16 protein-coding genes are annotated in these 15257 nt (G+C 63.6%); 7 read left to right on the top strand and 9 right to left on the bottom strand.

Annotation, left to right across the window (positions count from 1 at the left end):
* Nucleotides 1-18 precede the first annotated feature (18 nt).
* The 4 genes from mddA to AS93_RS0115170 form a co-directional block, all read right to left on the bottom strand.
* Complete coding sequence (gene mddA / locus AS93_RS0115190; protein ID WP_037009532.1) at nt 19-774, bottom strand: methanethiol S-methyltransferase; 756 nt, start codon at nt 772-774, stop codon at nt 19-21.
* A gap of 228 nt (nt 775-1002) precedes the next feature.
* Nucleotides 1003-3006 carry a PAS domain-containing protein gene (locus AS93_RS19990; protein ID WP_051587505.1) on the bottom strand — a complete coding sequence of 668 codons (2004 nt, stop codon included), beginning with the start codon at nt 3004-3006 and terminating at the stop codon, nt 1003-1005.
* Between the two features lie 97 nt (nt 3007-3103).
* Complete coding sequence (locus tag AS93_RS0115175; RefSeq protein ID WP_027591403.1) at nt 3104-3823, bottom strand: response regulator; 720 nt, start codon at nt 3821-3823, stop codon at nt 3104-3106.
* 49 nt (nt 3824-3872) lie between these two features.
* Entirely contained in the window at nt 3873-5099 is a 1227-nt protein-coding gene (locus AS93_RS0115170) for an acyl-CoA dehydrogenase (RefSeq protein ID WP_027591402.1), read from the bottom strand.
* A 138-nt stretch (nt 5100-5237) separates the two neighbouring features.
* Here AS93_RS0115170 and AS93_RS0115165 point away from each other — a divergent pair, with 138 nt between their 5' ends.
* Complete coding sequence (locus tag AS93_RS0115165) at nt 5238-6137, top strand: LysR family transcriptional regulator (protein ID WP_027591401.1); 900 nt, start codon at nt 5238-5240, stop codon at nt 6135-6137.
* A gap of 90 nt (nt 6138-6227) precedes the next feature.
* On the opposite strand, the gene AS93_RS0115160 is transcribed toward AS93_RS0115165, so the two are convergent.
* Both AS93_RS0115160 and AS93_RS0115155 read right to left on the bottom strand, forming a co-directional pair.
* Nucleotides 6228-6647, bottom strand: a complete 420-nt coding sequence (locus AS93_RS0115160) for a DUF192 domain-containing protein (RefSeq protein WP_027591400.1) — start codon at nt 6645-6647, stop codon at nt 6228-6230.
* A gap of 48 nt (nt 6648-6695) precedes the next feature.
* On the bottom strand, nt 6696-6917 hold the full coding sequence (locus AS93_RS0115155) for a VF530 family protein (RefSeq protein ID WP_027591399.1): 222 nt from the start codon (nt 6915-6917) through the stop codon (nt 6696-6698).
* A 114-nt stretch (nt 6918-7031) separates the two neighbouring features.
* On the opposite strand from AS93_RS0115155, the gene AS93_RS0115150 reads away from it, so the two are divergent.
* The gene (locus tag AS93_RS0115150) at nt 7032-7310 is read left to right on the top strand and encodes a peptidylprolyl isomerase (RefSeq protein ID WP_027591398.1); all 279 of its coding nucleotides are present in this window, start codon (nt 7032-7034) and stop codon (nt 7308-7310) included.
* Nucleotides 7311-7339: 29 nt separating this feature from the next.
* On the opposite strand, the gene AS93_RS0115145 is transcribed toward AS93_RS0115150, so the two are convergent.
* The 3 genes from AS93_RS0115145 to AS93_RS0115135 all read right to left on the bottom strand — a co-directional run bounded on the left by AS93_RS0115145 (nt 7340) and on the right by AS93_RS0115135 (nt 10206).
* Nucleotides 7340-8929, bottom strand: a complete 1590-nt coding sequence (locus AS93_RS0115145; RefSeq protein WP_027591397.1) for an ABC-F family ATPase — start codon at nt 8927-8929, stop codon at nt 7340-7342.
* A 93-nt stretch (nt 8930-9022) separates the two neighbouring features.
* On the bottom strand, nt 9023-9406 hold the full coding sequence (locus AS93_RS0115140; protein WP_051587504.1) for a DUF1294 domain-containing protein: 384 nt from the start codon (nt 9404-9406) through the stop codon (nt 9023-9025).
* Entirely contained in the window at nt 9376-10206 is an 831-nt protein-coding gene (locus tag AS93_RS0115135) for an undecaprenyl-diphosphate phosphatase (RefSeq protein WP_027591395.1), read from the bottom strand. Before AS93_RS0115135 ends, AS93_RS0115140 begins: the two co-directional genes overlap by 31 nt.
* Before the next feature lie 316 nt (nt 10207-10522).
* Here AS93_RS0115135 and AS93_RS0115130 point away from each other — a divergent pair, with 316 nt between their 5' ends.
* The 5 genes from AS93_RS0115130 to AS93_RS0115110 all read left to right on the top strand — a co-directional run bounded on the left by AS93_RS0115130 (nt 10523) and on the right by AS93_RS0115110 (nt 15250).
* Nucleotides 10523-12154, top strand: a complete 1632-nt coding sequence (locus AS93_RS0115130) for a methyl-accepting chemotaxis protein (protein ID WP_037009528.1) — start codon at nt 10523-10525, stop codon at nt 12152-12154.
* A gap of 297 nt (nt 12155-12451) precedes the next feature.
* Nucleotides 12452-12883, top strand: coding sequence for a hypothetical protein (locus tag AS93_RS0115125; RefSeq protein ID WP_051587503.1), 432 nt, complete (start codon nt 12452-12454; stop codon nt 12881-12883).
* 1 nt (nt 12884) lies between these two features.
* A complete protein-coding gene (locus AS93_RS0115120; RefSeq protein WP_027591392.1) occupies nt 12885-13463 on the top strand; it encodes a hypothetical protein in 579 nt (192 codons plus the stop codon).
* Between the two features lie 47 nt (nt 13464-13510).
* Nucleotides 13511-14509 (top strand): hypothetical protein, encoded by a 999-nt coding sequence (locus tag AS93_RS0115115; protein ID WP_027591391.1) that lies wholly within the window; start codon nt 13511-13513, stop codon nt 14507-14509.
* A gap of 57 nt (nt 14510-14566) precedes the next feature.
* Nucleotides 14567-15250: a C39 family peptidase gene (locus tag AS93_RS0115110; RefSeq protein WP_027591390.1), complete on the top strand. Its 684-nt coding sequence runs from the start codon at nt 14567-14569 to the stop codon at nt 15248-15250.
* The last annotated feature ends 7 nt before the right edge of the window (nt 15251-15257 follow it).

Below are 15257 nucleotides of genomic sequence, written 5' to 3'. Positions count from 1 at the left end.
CTTGTCGTTTCATGCCAATCAGATCGCTTCATCGAGCGGCTCGGCGGGCGTGCGCAACCGGGGCAGCAGCATCGGCACGCGGCGCCGGTAATCGGCGTATTCCGGGTGCGCGGCGAGCAGGTCGTGCTCCTCGAAGCGGATCGCCGTGAGGATGTAGGCCGCGGTCACCAGGGCGAACAGCATGTGGGTCATGCTCATCTGCGGCGTGCACCAGATGGCGAAGAACCAGCCCACATACAGCGGATGCCGCACCAGCCGGTAGGCGGCCGGGGTCTTGAACGCCAGCGGCCGGTAGGCCTGGCCGCGCAGGTGCAGCCAGACCTGGCGCAGGCCGAACAGATCGAAGTGATTGATCAGGAAGGTGCTGTACAGCACCAGCGCCCAGCCGAAGGCGAAGCCGGCGTACATCAGCACTTGGCCGACGGTGCTGTGGATTGACCAGACCTGCCCGCCCAGCGGCTGCCAGAAGCGAAACAGCAGGATCAGCGCCAGGCTGGAGAACAGCACATAGGTGCTGCGTTCGGCGGCCGCCGGGATGATCCGCGTCCACAGCGCCTTGAAGGCCGGCCGCGCCATCAGGCTGTGCTGCACGGCGAACAGGGCCAGCAGTACCAGGTCGATGAGCAGTGCCGGCAGGGACGCCATCCGTGGCGCGCCGTCGATGGTGCGCGGCACGCCGGGCAGATCGCCGACAAAGGCGATGGCGTAGAGGAAGGTGGCGAAGAACACGGCATAGCAGAGGATGCCGTAAGCGAAGATGGCAAGGCGTTTCATCGGAACCTCCCGGGCATCAGCCTGCATGACGCTGGCTTTCGGCCAGGTAGATGAAGAACAACTGGTCAGAATCGAGGTAGGCGCGCAGCCAGTGCATGGCGCGGGTCAGGGATGAGCGGTGCATGGGAACCTCCGGTGACGGCTGCCCTGGGTGGCAGTCGAGGCCAGTATTCGCCCCGTGCGTATCGCGCCGATGTCGGAGTGCTGCCGGTGTGTTGCCGAAGGGTTTCAGCCTGGCAACCGGCTGCTCAGCCAGTCGTGCAGTACCGGCGCGGCCACCGGCTTGTGCAACAGTGTGAGTCCGAGCTGCCGCGCAGTGCGTTCATCGTCCGGATCGCTGAAGCCGCTATGCAGGGCGATTGGCAGGTCCGCACGCACCGCCAGCACCTGCTTGGCCAGCGCTAGGCCGCACAGGCGCGGCATGCTCTGGTCGAGAATCAGCGCATCCCAGGCTCCGGGCTCTGCCAGCAACGCCGTGCGCGCCTGTTCGGCGTCGCTCCAGACGGTGACCTGCAGTCCCCAGTGGCTCAGGCAGTCCTGCAGGTACTCGCCTACCAGCGGATCGTCATCCACCACGCAGACCCGCCCCCGGAGCTGCTCGCGCGGCGTTTCATGGTCGCCGGCCGGCCGGGCCGACACAGCCGGTGAGCCCGGCAGGCCGGGCAGCAGCACCTCGAAGCGGGCGCCCTTCCCCGGCTGGCTGTGCAGCAGGAGGTGACCGCCGTACTCGTGCACCAGACCGTGCACCATGGACAGCCCCATGCCACTGCCCTGCCCCGGCGCCTTGGTGGTGTAGAAGGGTTCGAAGATGGTGTGCTGAACGGACTCGTCGATACCGGGCCCGCTGTCTTCCACACACAGCGCCTGGAAGTCGCCGGCGATGCGTTGCTGACAGGACGCGCACAGGCCGTCCACCAGGCTGCGCGCGTGCAGCGCGATGCGCAGGCGTCCGCTGCCGTTCATGGCGTCGCGGGCGTTGATGCACAGGTTCATCAGCACCTGCTCCAGCTGCAGCGGGTCGACCCGTACTGGCGCGAGACCCTGGCCGAGCTGCAGATCCAGCTCGATGCCGGCCGGCAAGGCGGATTGCAGCAGCGGGCGAAACTCCTCGACCAGCGCGGCCAGCGACACCACGCGGGGCTGACCCCGACTGCCGCGACTGAAGACCAGCATCTGGCGGATCAGGTCGCGGGCCTTCTCGGCCGACTGGCGGATGCGCCCGAGGTAGCGGCCGAGTGGCGCGTCGCCGCGCTCGCCCGCCAGTTCCTCGGCCATCTGCGTGTAGCCGAGCATGCTGGTCAGCAGGTTGTTGAAATCGTGGGCGATGCCGCCGGTCAGGTGGCCGATGGCCTCCATGCGCTGCGCCTGGCGCAACTGCTGTTCGAGCGTCGCCCGCTCCACCTCGGCCGCGACCCGCACCGAGAAGATGCGCAGCACAGACTCCACGCGCTCGCGTTCCGGCAACTCGCTCGCATGGCCAACGGCAATCAGCCCCAGCGGACGGCCATCGCTGGCGAACAACGGGTAGCCGGCATAGCTGTCGATACGGATGTGCTTCAGCAGCGCATCCAGCGGGTAGCGTTCGCCCAGGCCCTGCGGGATGTAGAGAAAGCGCTGGCCGAACACTTCCGCACAGGGGGTGCCCTGCAGCACGTAATCGAAATTGGCGATGGCTTCGCCCCGGTAACTGGCCGCCAGGGTGGACAGGTGGGTGCTGTCCGGCCGGCTGGCGTGGCTGACGAAGGCGAAATCCACCTGCAGGGAGGACGCCAGATAGCGCACGGTGGCGGGAAACACCGCGTTGCCGGTGGCCCGCGACACGCCCAGCGCGACATGCCGCAGGGCGTCCTCGGTACGCTTGCGCTCACTGATGTCGGCGGCGATGCCGCCCACCCCGACCACCTGGCCGTGGCTGTCGCAGATCGGAAACTTGGTGGTCAGGTAGGTGTACTGGCGCCCCTGCCAGAGCACCTGTTCCTCGACCTCGATGGAGCGCCCCTGCTCGACCACGCGGCGGTCGTTGCACAGCAGGGCATCGGCGATCTCGCCCGGGAACAGCTGGTGGTCGTCGCGGCCCAGCACCCGCTCGGCAGGTACGCCGAACAGACGCTCGAAGGCCGGATTGACCAGCCGGTAGCGGCCTTCGATGTCCTTGATGAAGATCACCGCGCTGCTGTTGTCGACGATCTGCCGCAGCGGATTGCCCGCTTCAGGCCAGGTGCGCTTGCCCATGACGCCCTCCCCGCGTGCGGTGTCAGTTCAGCGCCAGTATAGGAAGCCGGCCCGCCGCACCGGCCGGCCGGAAACCAGACTGAAACAATTGAAACCTTCAGCGCCGTCCGGTCACCAGCATGTAGCCGACCCCGCGCAGGGTGCGGATGATCTGCGGCTTTTCCGGGTCGTCCTCGAGCTTGCGGCGCAGGCGGGCGATGCGGATGTCGATGGAGCGGTCGAACGGGCTCCAGTCGCGGTTCTGGGTCAGGTTGAGCAACTGGTCGCGGCTCAGCGGCCGGTTCGGGCGCTGGGCGAAGGCCTGCAGCAGGTCGAATTCCATGGCGGTCAGCTCAACGTCGGCGCCCCGCTCGTCGAGCAGCCGACGGCTGTCCAGCTCCAGGCGGAAACGCCCGAGCGGGATGCCGGATGGCTGCGGCTCGGCAGCTTGCGGCGCGGTCGGAACGGCGCGATAGCGACGCAGCACACTGCGCACCCGGGCGAGCAGTTCGCGCAGCTCGAAGGGTTTGGCCAGGTAGTCGTCGGCACCGACCTCCAGGCCGACGATGCGGTCCAGGGGCGTGCCGGCGCCCGAGATCATGATCACCGGCAGGTCGTGCCGTTCGCGCAGGAAGCGCGCCAGACTCAGGCCGTCCTCGCCGGGCAGGCCCACATCCAGCAGCACCAGATCGGGCAGCTGCGCGGCCAGCGACTGGCGCAGGGCCGTGCTGTCGGCGCAGCCTTCCACCTGGTAACCCTGGCCACCCAGGTAGTCGCCCAGCAGACGGCGCACCTCGGCGTCGTCATCCACCACCAGCAGTCGCGCCTGTTCCGCCATGCCCCTGCCCTCGCTGCCCATTCTCAGCTTAGACAGGGGTGCTTGCGCCTCAGCGACCGCGCAGCGCCTCGCGCGGCACGTACTTGGCCAGTTCGTGCTTGCCGATGCTGGCGCGGTGCACCTCGTCCGGGCCGTCGGCCAGACGCAGGGTGCGCTGCATGGCGTACCAGTAGGCCAGCGGGAAATCCTGGGAGACGCCGGCGCCGCCGTGCATCTGGATGGCGCGGTCGATCACCCGCAGCGCCACGTTGGGCGCCACCACCTTGATCTGCGCGATCTCGCTGGCCGCCACCTTGTTGCCCACGGTGTCCATCATGTAGGCGGCGTTGAGAGTCAGCAGGCGCGCCATGTTGATCTCGGTGCGCGAGTCGGCGATGTGGTCCAGGTTGCCGCCCAGGCGGGCCAGTGGCTTGCCGAAGGCGGTACGGCTGACCGAGCGCTTGCACATCAGTTCCAGGGCGCGTTCGGCCATGCCGATCGAGCGCATGCAGTGGTGGATGCGCCCGGGGCCGAGGCGCCCCTGGGCGATCTCGAAGCCGCGACCCTCGCCGAGGATGACGTTCTCGTAGGGCACGCGCACGTTCTCGAACAGCACCTCGGCATGGCCGTGGGGCGCGTCGTCGTAACCGAACACGTGCAACGGGCGGACCACGGTCACGCCGGGGGTGTCCTTGGGCACCAGGATCATCGAGTGCTGCTGGTGGCGCGGGTTGTCCGGGTTGGTCAGGCCCATGAAGATCAGCACGGTGCAGCGCGGGTCGCTGGCGCCGGAGGTCCACCACTTGCGGCCGTTGATCACCCACTCGTCGCCGTCACGCCGGGCGCTGGCCTGCATGTTGGTGGCGTCCGAGGAGGCCACGCCGGGCTCGGTCATGGCGAAGCCGGAACGGATCTCGCCGGCCAGTAGCGGTTCGAGCCAGCGCTTCTTCTGCTCGGTGCTGCCGTAACGGACCAGCACCTCCATGTTGCCGGTGTCCGGCGCGGAACAGTTGAAGGGCTCCGGGCCGATCAGCGAACGGCCCATGATCTCGGCCAGGGGCGCGTACTCCAGGTTGGAGAGGCCAGCGCCATAGTCGGACTCGGGCAGAAACAGGTTCCACAGCCCTTCCGCCTTGGCCCTGGCCTTCAGCGTTTCCATGATCGCCGTCGGCCGCCAGCGATTGCCCTCGGCCACTTGCTGTTCGAACACCGCCTCGGCGGGATAGACATGTTCCTCCATGAACGCGGTGAGCCGCTCACGAAGCTGTTGCACCTTGGGCGAATAGGCGAAATCCATGCTGGCACCTGTAGGGTCGAATGACTGGTCGAAATCCTAGGACAGCCCTGCAGATATACCCAGCCTATTTTTGGCGTGTATAAACATTCATAACCTGGATAATATCCGGCACGCTCGTTTTCGCAGGGAACTCACGTTATGGGACTCAGCAAGGTCGACCTCAACCTGTTCATCGTCTTCGATGCCATCTACAGCGAAGCCAACCTGACCCGCGCCGGGCAGATCGTCGGCATCACCCAGCCGGCGGTATCCAACGCGCTGGCGCGGTTGCGCGAGACCTTCAACGATCCGCTGTTCGTGCGCACCGCCCAGGGCATGGTGCCCACGCCCATGGCACAGAACATCATCGGCTCGGTGCGCCAGGCCCTGCAGTTGCTGAGGGTGTCGGTGCAGGAAAGCCGGACCTTCAACCCCGTCGAGGCGTCAAAGACGTTTCGTATCGGCATGACCGACCTGAGCGAAGCCATTCTGCTGCCGCCGCTTTTCCAGCGCCTGGGTCGCCTGGCACCGCAGGTGCGTATCGAAAGCACCCTGGCGCGACGCCGGGAAACCACCAGTGAACTGGCTGCAGGCAAGCTGGATTTCGCCGTGGACGTGCCCCTCAACAGCGACCCGCAGGTGCGTCACATCAAGCTGCTGGAAGACCGTTTCGTCTGTGCCATGCGCCCGGGACACCCACTGGCAAACGGACCGCTGACACTGGAAGGCTATCTGGCGGCAGGCCATATCCATATCTCCAGTCGCCGCAATGGTCTGGGCTATGTCGACCTGACACTGGGCAAGCTGGGCAAGCAGCGGCGCATCGCCCTGCGCTCGCCCCACTACCTGATGGCCACCCGGGTGCTGCAGGAAACCGACCTGTTGCTCACCGTGCCAGAGCGCTTCGCACGCCAGCAGGCCCTGCATGTGGCCGAGCTGCCGCTGGCCGATGTGCCGCTGCTGGCCAGTCACCTGTACTGGCACGAAAGTACCGACCAGGATCCGGCCAACCGCTGGATGCGCGAGCAACTGGTGGATATCGCCGAGCGCATTTCCTGAGGTCGCTTCTGGAAAGCCTTTTCAAGCTGCTGAACTGGCAAGAAAAACGATTCTTGATGTTCTACTTGAAGTACGGCCTGCTCGCTGCGCTCAGTCGGCGGGCAGGCCCGCGAACGGTAGGCCGGGCACGATGCCTCGCTGGTTGAACCAGCCCTGATTGACTTCCAGGGCATAGCGCGCCGGAGCGCTGGAGCACTTCACGGTGAGGTCGTGCGGGTGCAGGTCAACCAGGTTGATGATGCGCCCCGCCTCGTCCAGAAATGCCGCCGACAGGGGCAACGGCGTGTTCTTCATCCACAGGCACTGGGTCTTCAGCTGCGGAAAGCGAAACAGCATGCCGGCGGATTCGGCGAGCTCGGTGCGCCCCATCAGGCCACGCTGGCGATCCTCGGCGGTGAAGACGTATTCGGCATGCAAGGCATGGCCGCCGACGCTCAGCGCCAGCAGGCGTGGCTCGGTGAGCGCCATGCCGGCGCAAGACAGCAGGGAAATGAGCAATAACGCGCGCATGAGTAGCTTTCCGAGCAATGGGGGCGTGAGCACTATAGCCGTGCTGTCTCAGCCTTTGCGCTGGCGTAACTGCACATATAGCGCCTCGACCTTGTCCCGCGCCCAGGGTGTTTTGCGCAGGAAGGTCAGGCTGGACTTGATGCTCGGATCGCTGCTGAAACAGCGGATGTCGATACGCTGTGCCAATCCTGGCCAACCGTAATGCTCGACCAGCTCGGTCAGCAGATGCTCCAGGGTGACGCCGTGCAGGGGGTTCTTTGCGCTGTTCATGGATAAAGACCGGGTTAAAGGGAACGTCACCTGCCAGCGGATTCTTGAGCTCCTGCGTTGAGCCGCGCGGGTGAAGCCGGCAGAATGCCGCCCCCCGCAGTAAGGAGTCCAAGAATGGCCAAAGCCATGGCACGCCACATCCTGGTGAAGACCGAAGCCGAAGCGGCCCAATTGAAGAAACGCCAGGCCAATGGTGAGCCGTTCGACACGCTGGCGAAGAAATACTCCACCTGCCCGTCCGGCAAGCGCGGCGGCGATCTGGGCGAGGTGCGGCCGGGCCAGATGGTGCGGGTGATCGACGAGGTGATCTTCAAGAAGGCCGTGGGCGAAGTTCACGGGCCGGTGAAATCCCAGTTCGGCTATCACCTGGTGCAGGTGTTCTACCGCGGGTAGGGCGCCACAGCGCGGCGCCCTACCCTGGGTTAAACGAGAACGCCCTGGCTGCGCAGGTAGTCGTCGTAGCTACCGCTGAAGTCGGTCACGCCGTTTTCCGACAGCTCGATGATGCGGGTGGCCAGCGAGGAGACGAACTCGCGGTCATGGCTGACGAAGACCAGCGTGCCCGGGTAGTTCTCCAGCGCCAGGTTGAGCGCCTCGATGGACTCCATGTCCAGGTGGTTGGTCGGCTCGTCCATCACCAGCACGTTGGGCTTCTTCAGGATCAGCTTGCCGAACAGCATGCGGCCTTGCTCGCCACCGGAGATGACCTTCACCGACTTTTTGATCTCGTCGTTGGAGAACAGCATGCGGCCCAGGGTGCCGCGCACCAACTGCTCGCCGCCCTGGGTCCACTGGGCCATCCAGTCGAACAGGGTGACGTCGTCTTCGAAGTCCTCGGCATGGTCCTGGGCGAAGTAGCCGATTTCGGCGCTTTCCGTCCATTTCACCTCGCCGGTCATGGGCGGCATCTCGCCGACCAGGGTACGCAGCAGCGTGGTCTTGCCGATGCCGTTGGGGCCGATGATAGCGACGCGTTCGCCGGCCTCGATCTGCAGCGACAGGTTCTTGAACAGCGCCTGGCCATCGAAACCCTGGCTGACCTTCTCCAGCGTCACCGCCTGGCGGTGAAGTTTCTTGGTCTGTTCAAAACGGATGAACGGACTGACACGGCTGGACGGCTTGACCTCTTCCAGCTGGATCTTGTCGATCTGCCGGGCACGGCTGGTGGCCTGCTTGGCCTTCGAGGCGTTGGCCGAGAAACGGCTGACGAAGGTCTGCAGTTCGGCGATCTGCGCCTTCTTCTTGGCGTTGTCGGACAGCAGGCGCTCGCGGGCCTGGGTCGCGGCGATCATGTACTCGTCATAGTTGCCCGGGAACAGGCGGATCTCGCCGTAATCCAGGTCGGCCATGTGCGTGCACACGCTGTTCAGGAAATGGCGGTCGTGGGAAATGATGATCATGGTACTGTTGCGCGCGGTGAGCACGCCTTCCAGCCAGCGGATGGTGTTGATATCCAGGTGGTTGGTCGGCTCGTCGAGCAGCAGCACGTCTGGATCGGAGAACAGCGCCTGCGCCAGCAGCACGCGCAGCTTCCAGCCCGGCGCCACCTCGCTCATCGGACCGAAGTGCTGGTCCAGCGGAATGCCGACGCCCAGCAGCAGCTCGCCGGCGCGGGACTCGGCGGTGTAGCCATCCAGCTCGGCGAATTCCACTTCCAGCTCGGCCACCGCCATGCCCTCTTGCTCGCTCATCTCCGGCAGCGAATAGAGACGATCACGCTCGGCCTTGACCTTCCACAGCTGCTCGTGACCCATGATCACAGTGTCGATCACGGTGTTGTTTTCGTAGGCAAACTGGTCCTGGCGCAGTTTGCCCAGGCGGGTGTTGGGTTCGAGCATCACCTGGCCAGCGGATGGCTCCAGCTCACCGCCAAGGATCTTCATGAAGGTGGACTTGCCGCAGCCGTTGGCGCCGATCAGGCCGTAGCGGTTGCCATTGCCGAACTTGACGGAAACATTCTCGAACAGCGGCTTGGCGCCGAACTGCATGGTGATATTGGCGGTGGAGATCAAGGCGGGTTCCTGCTTGAGCTGCCCCGGAGGGGCAAAAAGGGGCGGATTGTACGCCTTCCCTCCAGCCAAAACAGCCCTTCGACGTGTGTTTGGTCAGCTAAGGAACCGGTAGCTTTCTGGCAGCAGCCAGTAGACCCAGAACAGCTGATGCACGATCACGATGCTCCAGAACGGCATCAGGAAGCGGAGCTTGCGTGTCTTGTGGCGCAGGCGCTGCTGGGCAACCAGTGCTCCAGGCCAACCCCCGTAGAGGGCCGCCGCGTGGAGCAGCTTTTCTGGAATGCGCCAACGGCCGCGCTGCGCCTGGCGCTTGTCATGCCGGTACAGGCCGTAGGTCACCAAACTGGCCAGCAGGTAGGCCACCAGTGCAATGGGAAAGCCCAGCACCAGGGCGCTGCCAACCGGGACCGCCATCAGGGCGGCAAACACGAGCAAGTGGGCGGGTTTCAACCTTGTGCTGTGCTCCAGTCGATCCATCCGAACTGCCAGGTAGCGAGAATCAGCAAACCGAACGCGATGCGATACCAGGCAAACGCCGCGTAGCTGTGATTGCCGATGAACCTTAGCAGCGCGCGCACCGCCAGCATGGCGAAGATGAACGACACCACGAAACCCAGCGCGAAGACCGGCAGATCGGCCGGCTGAAACAGGTCCCGGTACTTGTAGCCGGAGTACACCGCGGCACCCACCATCGTGGGCATGGCCAAAAAGAAGGAGAACTCGGTGGCCGCCTTGCGCGACAGGCCGAACAGCAGGCCGCCGATAATGGTCGAGGCCGAACGCGAGGTGCCGGGTATCAAGGCCAGGCACTGGGCGCAACCCACCTTCAGCGCCTGCGACCAGCGCATGTCATCGACCGTTTCGGCCTGAACGGCATGAGGACGCCGCTCCGCCCAGAGCATCACGACGCCACCTACAACCAGGGCAGCAGCCACGGTGATGGGGTTGAAGAGGAACTCGTGGATCAGGTCGGAAAAGATCACACCGATCACAGCCGCCGGCAGGAAGGCCAGCAGCAGGTTGAAAGTGAAGCTCTGCGCCGAGCGCTGACGCGGCAGCCCGACCACCACATCGAGGATCTTGCGGCGGTACTCCCAGACCACCGCAAGAATGGCTCCCAACTGGATGATGATGTTGAACGCCCGCGCCCTTTCCCCGCCAAACCCGATGAGGTCGGCAACGATGATCTGATGGCCGGTACTTGAAATCGGTAGAAACTCAGTCAGTCCCTCGACAATGCCTAGCAGCAAGGCCTGAAAGGCGGTCCAAAGATCCATAACACTCCTTAGGGGGCGGCGCGCTGCGCCCGGTTCGAGAAGGTGCCGGCATCAGGGTCGGCTAGGGGCGCGCCATGCTACCAGAGCTTGGATATCGATGGAAAAACGTTCTTTTCCCGCGGTTCTTGCAGCGATTTATTTATTACCTCCCTATCTAATATTGAATTTTGACTTCCAAGAGGAGTTGAACTTCGCCTAAAGGGTAATGGACGTTATGTCGCACCCTGATGCAACTTACGCCGACTTGCGGCAACCTATCGACTTGAAGCAAAGCAGCCAGAGTCACCGTAAATAAAAATGAATCAGGGTTAACACCATGTTCTTGCGCTCCTTGCCTATTCGCCACCGACTTTGGCTAATCCTTGCCCTATTCCTTTTGATGCTAGTTGTCCAGGGGGTATTCCAGCTCCAGCAACTTTATGGGGATCTGCACCGGGGGAAAGCGGAAAAGACACAGCACCTGGTCGAAAGCGCCCTCGGCATTCTCCAGCAGTACCATCGCCTGGAAACCCAGGGGGTCATGGACCGCGCCAAGGCCCAGGAGGAAGCCCAGAAGCTGCTGGCGCAGTTGCGCTATGGCGAAAACGACTACTTCTGGGTCAATGACCTGCATCCGCGCATGATCATGCACCCGACCAACCCGAAACTGAACGGCGAGTCCCTGCGTGATTACAAGGATCCGGACGGGACGGAGTTGTTCAATGTCATGGTCAGCGTGGTCAAGGCCCGGGGTGCCGGTACCGTCGAATACCGCTGGCCCAAGCCAGGCCACGACACTCCGGTGCCGAAGATTTCCTATGTACAACTCTTCGAGCCCTGGGGCTGGATTCTGGGAACGGGCGTATATATCGACGATATCCGCGAGCAGTTCATTACCCAGACCTTCAAGGCCTCAGCCATTGGCATGGTTATCGTTCTGCTCAGCGGCCTGCTGCTGACGTTGATTGCCCGCAGCATCACCCGGCCGCTGAATGATGCGGTGCAGGCGATGGCCAGTATCGCCAGTGGCGAAGCCGATCTGACACAACGCCTGGAAGCGCGTGGCCGGGACGAGGTCAGCCACATGGCCGAGCATTTCAACCGCTTCACCGCGAACCTTCACCAGCTCGTTGAACGTCTACTCAAGGATGCCGTTTCCCTGCAGCAATCGGCGGACGGTCTCAACCAGGTGGCCGGTAACAGCCAGCAGTTCTGCCAGAAGCAGTCCTTGCAGATGGAGCAGGTTGCCACGGCTGTCAACGAGGTCAGCTACGCCGTCCAGGATGTCGCGCGCAACGCCGAGCAGGCTTCCAGCGAGGTGAACCAGGCCGAAGCCCAGGCCCGCCAGGGTCGTCAGAACATCGACCGCAGCCTCGAACAGATCGACCAGCTGTCGGCGCGAATCGCCCAGGCCGTGGACGTCATCCAGGGGCTGGCCGACGAGAGCACGCAGATTGGTACCGTCGTGGAGGTCATTCGCGGCATCGCCGAACAGACCAACTTGCTGGCGCTTAACGCCGCCATCGAGGCGGCACGGGCTGGCGAGCAGGGTCGAGGCTTCGCCGTGGTGGCGGACGAAGTGCGCCTGCTGGCGCAGCGTACCCAGCAGTCGACTGCGGAAATCCAGCAGATGATCGAGCGACTGCAGGGCAACTCCGGAAACGCGGTCAAGGTAATTGCCGAAAGCAACCAGGCCACCCGACTCACCGTGGAACAGGCTGGCCTTGCCCGGGAGACGCTGGAGCAGATCACCGGGGCGCTGCGCAATCTGGCCGGGGTGAACGCCTCGATTGCCAGTGCCACGCTGCAGCAATCGCACGTGATCGACGACATCAACCGCAACGTCACCGAGGCCGCCGGGCTCGCGCACGAGATCGTGCGATCCGCCGACCAGACCAGCGATGCAGGCCAGCATCTCAACCAGCTGGCCGCACACCTCAACCGCCTCCTCGGCCAATTCCGCGTCTGACCCCCCCCTCAGCTGCAGCTGGCAGGGCTTCCCCGATTCCCGGAGAAGCCCTGCCTATCTGTTTCGAACCTTTGACACACCGGAGGGCTCTAGTCCGGTCGCTGTCTCACATTCGAGACAGGTGTTTGGCCTGTTTCGTTTCACCCTCGTTACATCTTGCGCCAAGCGCTCCTCCCTAACTTCCGCAACCTATTGTTTTTAAACACCTTTCAGGAAGCGGCACGACTCCTGCCTGAGCCAGAAGAAATGGATGCACAAGGGATCTGGCATGTATCGCCAAGGCGTAAGGAGTTTCTGGTGCTGAAGCAATTCGTACTTGGATTGGGAGTGGCGATTATCGCTGGCGAAGCGTTCGCGGCGGGAGATGGCACCATCGTCATCCAGCGCGAGCTCCAGCCCCGTGTGGCTTTTCGGCAAACCATGGTGCCCGATCCCCATCCCATCGCGGTTAACCCCAATGTTTCCTCCCAGGTGAACAACCAACTGAGCGGACTGGAGCTCAGCGATGGCGATTTCGCCCACATCACCAGTGGCCAGCGCCTAGGCCACGCCAGCCTGGCTGACGGCGATCTGCCTGGCCTTGATGGTATCCCCTCCACGAATACGCGACTTCCCGGAATGTCCGCCGGCCGAGCCGGCTCATCGGGTGGCAACAGCATTTCCAGCCAGGTCAACAGAAGTGTCCAGAGAGGCCTGGCACCGCTCCAGAACCTGACCGGAGGCCGCTGAGATGAATCGCTGGCTCATGCTGATCGCTCTTCTCCTGGCCCTTCGGGCCCTGGCTGTCGAGCCCAACCCGTCGCACAGCGTGATTGACGACACCGGCATCGACAGCCAGGGACTCGTTTCGGTCAATGTCGGCGCCGGAGATCTGAATCAGCAAATCAACGCACGGGCAATCGCGATCAGCGCGGAGTTGGCTACGGCCCGGCTGCAACTGGAGCAGGAGCTGGAATTGCAGAGCCTCGACCTGAGCCAGGACGCGCAAGCGAACCTGCTGGGCGATTCCTTCAGCCGCAATAACGGGCTGATCGGTGTGAACCAGGCTTCGGGTTCCGGCAATCAGCAAATCAATTCCTTCCGCCTCAGCCTGGCACGGCAGCGGCAGGATCTGGATGACAGCGTGCTCGCACAGCAGCTCGTGGCACCTGCGCAACCCTCCGGGGCGACTGACCAACCCAAGGGCAACCGTATCGTCGTCACGGACGATAAGGCCTTCGCCGGAAGTCGGGGTGTGGTTCAGCTGAACCAGAGTGCTGGGGTCGGCAACCAGTCGGTGAACAGCCTCAGCATGACAGTAGTGGACTGACCCTCTTCGCAACCGCGAAATGACTACGTACCCGCAAGGAGAAACCCATGAAAGTTATGTGGACACTGAAACCCCTGGCATTCGCCGTTGCCGCCGGCCTCGCTTTTTCGGCCACCGCTCAGGAGGTTCCGCCTCCCACTACCCCGGGCTCTTCGGCCCAGGCTACGGTTAGCGACACTCAAACCAGCACCGGCAACTATGTGTTGAACCAGGGGACTGTCAACACTGCCAGCCTGGAGAGCTCCCTGGACGATGCGGCCGGTAACGTAGGCGTCAACATCGCCGGTGGCGATCACAACCAGCAGGCCAACTCCGCCGCCCTGTCGACCGCAGATGAGTTCTTTGTCTTCGGAACCGCCACGGCCTCGGTCAATCTGAACCAGACCGGCACCAATGTGGTGGACAACTACTCGGTGACCAACTCCGCCAGCGTCCTGGATTCCGGCAACAACGCCTCCGGCAACATCGGCATCAACGTGGCCAGCGGCGTGTTCAACCAGCAGAAGAACGACTTCGCAACCGCGACTGCTGGTGGTTTCGTGGCCACCGCAAGTAGCACGGCAACCCAGAGCTCGACCGGCAACATCACCAACAACCGGGCTGTGCTGACCGAGTCGGCGACTGTCGCACTCACGCTCGATGGCAACGTAACCGGCACCTATTCGGGCATTTCCGATCAGGTCGGGGACGTATACCTCGAAGTGTGGGATGGCGCACTACATCCCAATGGCACCGTACAGCTGGGACACGTGGACGTGGACAGCGACACCCAGGGTGCTCAGGCCGGCCCCAACGGTACCGGCGCCTTCCTGTTCGAGGAAAGCGGCGAGATCGACCTGGCCGGCACGCTGACCGGCACCGTGCCGCTGGTATCCCTGCAGCAGGCCGTCAACAACTCCGCCACCGTCACCGGCTCGCTGAATGGCGCCTCCGGCAATGTCGGCCTGAACGTCGCCGCCGGTTCCGGTAACCAGCAGAGCAACTCCCTGGCGATCGCTGCGGGCTGCAACGCTTGCTCGGGGAATGGAAGTCCTACCGGTCTGTAACCCTGACAAGGGCTCCACTCGGAGCCCTTTCCTTTGAACGTGCAGGAACGCCAACGAATGCTCGCCTGTATTCTTGCCATCTCGCTCGTGCTGCTGGCTACCGACGTTCTGGCCGCCCGGCTGCCCTTCCCGGTGCTCCCGGGAGGCAACATGGCCTTTCTCGAGGTCCAGAGCATCCGCGAGCGCCGTTTCAGCCATATCGTGCAACAACAGACGGATTTCAGTTGCGGGGCCGCATCACTCGCGACGGTCCTGCGCGAAGCCTACGACTTCGATGTCAACGAACAGATGGTCATCGAAGGCATGCTGGCAGGCGCCGATCAGAACATCGTCCGGACCCAGGGCTTCTCCATGCTCGACATGAAACGCTATGTGGAGGCAATCGGCCTGAGGGCCCGTGGCTACCGCATAGCACCTGCGGGCTTGCAGCACCTGCGGGTTCCGGCAGTCGTCCTCCAGGAAGTCCGTGGCTACAAGCATTTTGTCGTGCTGCTGCGTAGTGACGAACAGCATGTCTACGTAGGCGACCCGGTACTCGGCCACAAACGCTACAGCCTTGAAGAGTTCGTCCAGGGCTGGAACGGAATTGTGTTTGCTGTCATCGGGCCCGGTTACAACCGTCTCAATGCCCTGCTCGACCCACCCGAGCCTCTGACCGCCAAGGAGCGCATTGATGCTTTCCAGCCCGTGCGCGATGCCGAACTCATGGAGTTCGGTTTCATCCAGAGCGATTTCTTCTGATGTGAGC

This window comes from Pseudomonas sp. RL, from assembly GCF_000647775.1.
GTDB classification, from domain to species: domain Bacteria; phylum Pseudomonadota; class Gammaproteobacteria; order Pseudomonadales; family Pseudomonadaceae; genus Serpens; species Serpens flexibilis.
Note: the sequence above shows the minus strand (reverse complement) of the source record. Positions and strands in the feature narration are given on the sequence as shown.

Bases quoted from the DNA above. Each gene is read 5' to 3' on its own strand.
- AS93_RS0115150 (WP_027591398.1), top strand. From the start codon at position 7,032: ATGGCCAAAGCCATGGCACGCCACATCCTGGTGAAGACCGAAGCCGAA.
- AS93_RS0115160 (WP_027591400.1), bottom strand. From the start codon at position 6,647: ATGCGCGCGTTATTGCTCATTTCCCTGCTGTCTTGCGCCGGCATGGCG.
- AS93_RS0115140 (WP_051587504.1), bottom strand. From the start codon at position 9,406: ATGGATCGACTGGAGCACAGCACAAGGTTGAAACCCGCCCACTTGCTC.
- mddA (WP_037009532.1), bottom strand. From the start codon at position 774: ATGAAACGCCTTGCCATCTTCGCTTACGGCATCCTCTGCTATGCCGTG.
- AS93_RS0115110 (WP_027591390.1), top strand. From the start codon at position 14,567: ATGCTCGCCTGTATTCTTGCCATCTCGCTCGTGCTGCTGGCTACCGAC.
- AS93_RS0115170 (WP_027591402.1), bottom strand. From the start codon at position 5,099: ATGGATTTCGCCTATTCGCCCAAGGTGCAACAGCTTCGTGAGCGGCTC.
- AS93_RS0115115 (WP_027591391.1), top strand. From the start codon at position 13,511: ATGAAAGTTATGTGGACACTGAAACCCCTGGCATTCGCCGTTGCCGCC.
- AS93_RS0115120 (WP_027591392.1), top strand. From the start codon at position 12,885: ATGAATCGCTGGCTCATGCTGATCGCTCTTCTCCTGGCCCTTCGGGCC.
- AS93_RS0115130 (WP_037009528.1), top strand. From the start codon at position 10,523: ATGTTCTTGCGCTCCTTGCCTATTCGCCACCGACTTTGGCTAATCCTT.
- AS93_RS0115155 (WP_027591399.1), bottom strand. From the start codon at position 6,917: ATGAACAGCGCAAAGAACCCCCTGCACGGCGTCACCCTGGAGCATCTG.
- AS93_RS0115165 (WP_027591401.1), top strand. From the start codon at position 5,238: ATGGGACTCAGCAAGGTCGACCTCAACCTGTTCATCGTCTTCGATGCC.
- AS93_RS0115135 (WP_027591395.1), bottom strand. From the start codon at position 10,206: ATGGATCTTTGGACCGCCTTTCAGGCCTTGCTGCTAGGCATTGTCGAG.
- AS93_RS19990 (WP_051587505.1), bottom strand. From the start codon at position 3,006: ATGGGCAAGCGCACCTGGCCTGAAGCGGGCAATCCGCTGCGGCAGATC.
- AS93_RS0115175 (WP_027591403.1), bottom strand. From the start codon at position 3,823: ATGGCGGAACAGGCGCGACTGCTGGTGGTGGATGACGACGCCGAGGTG.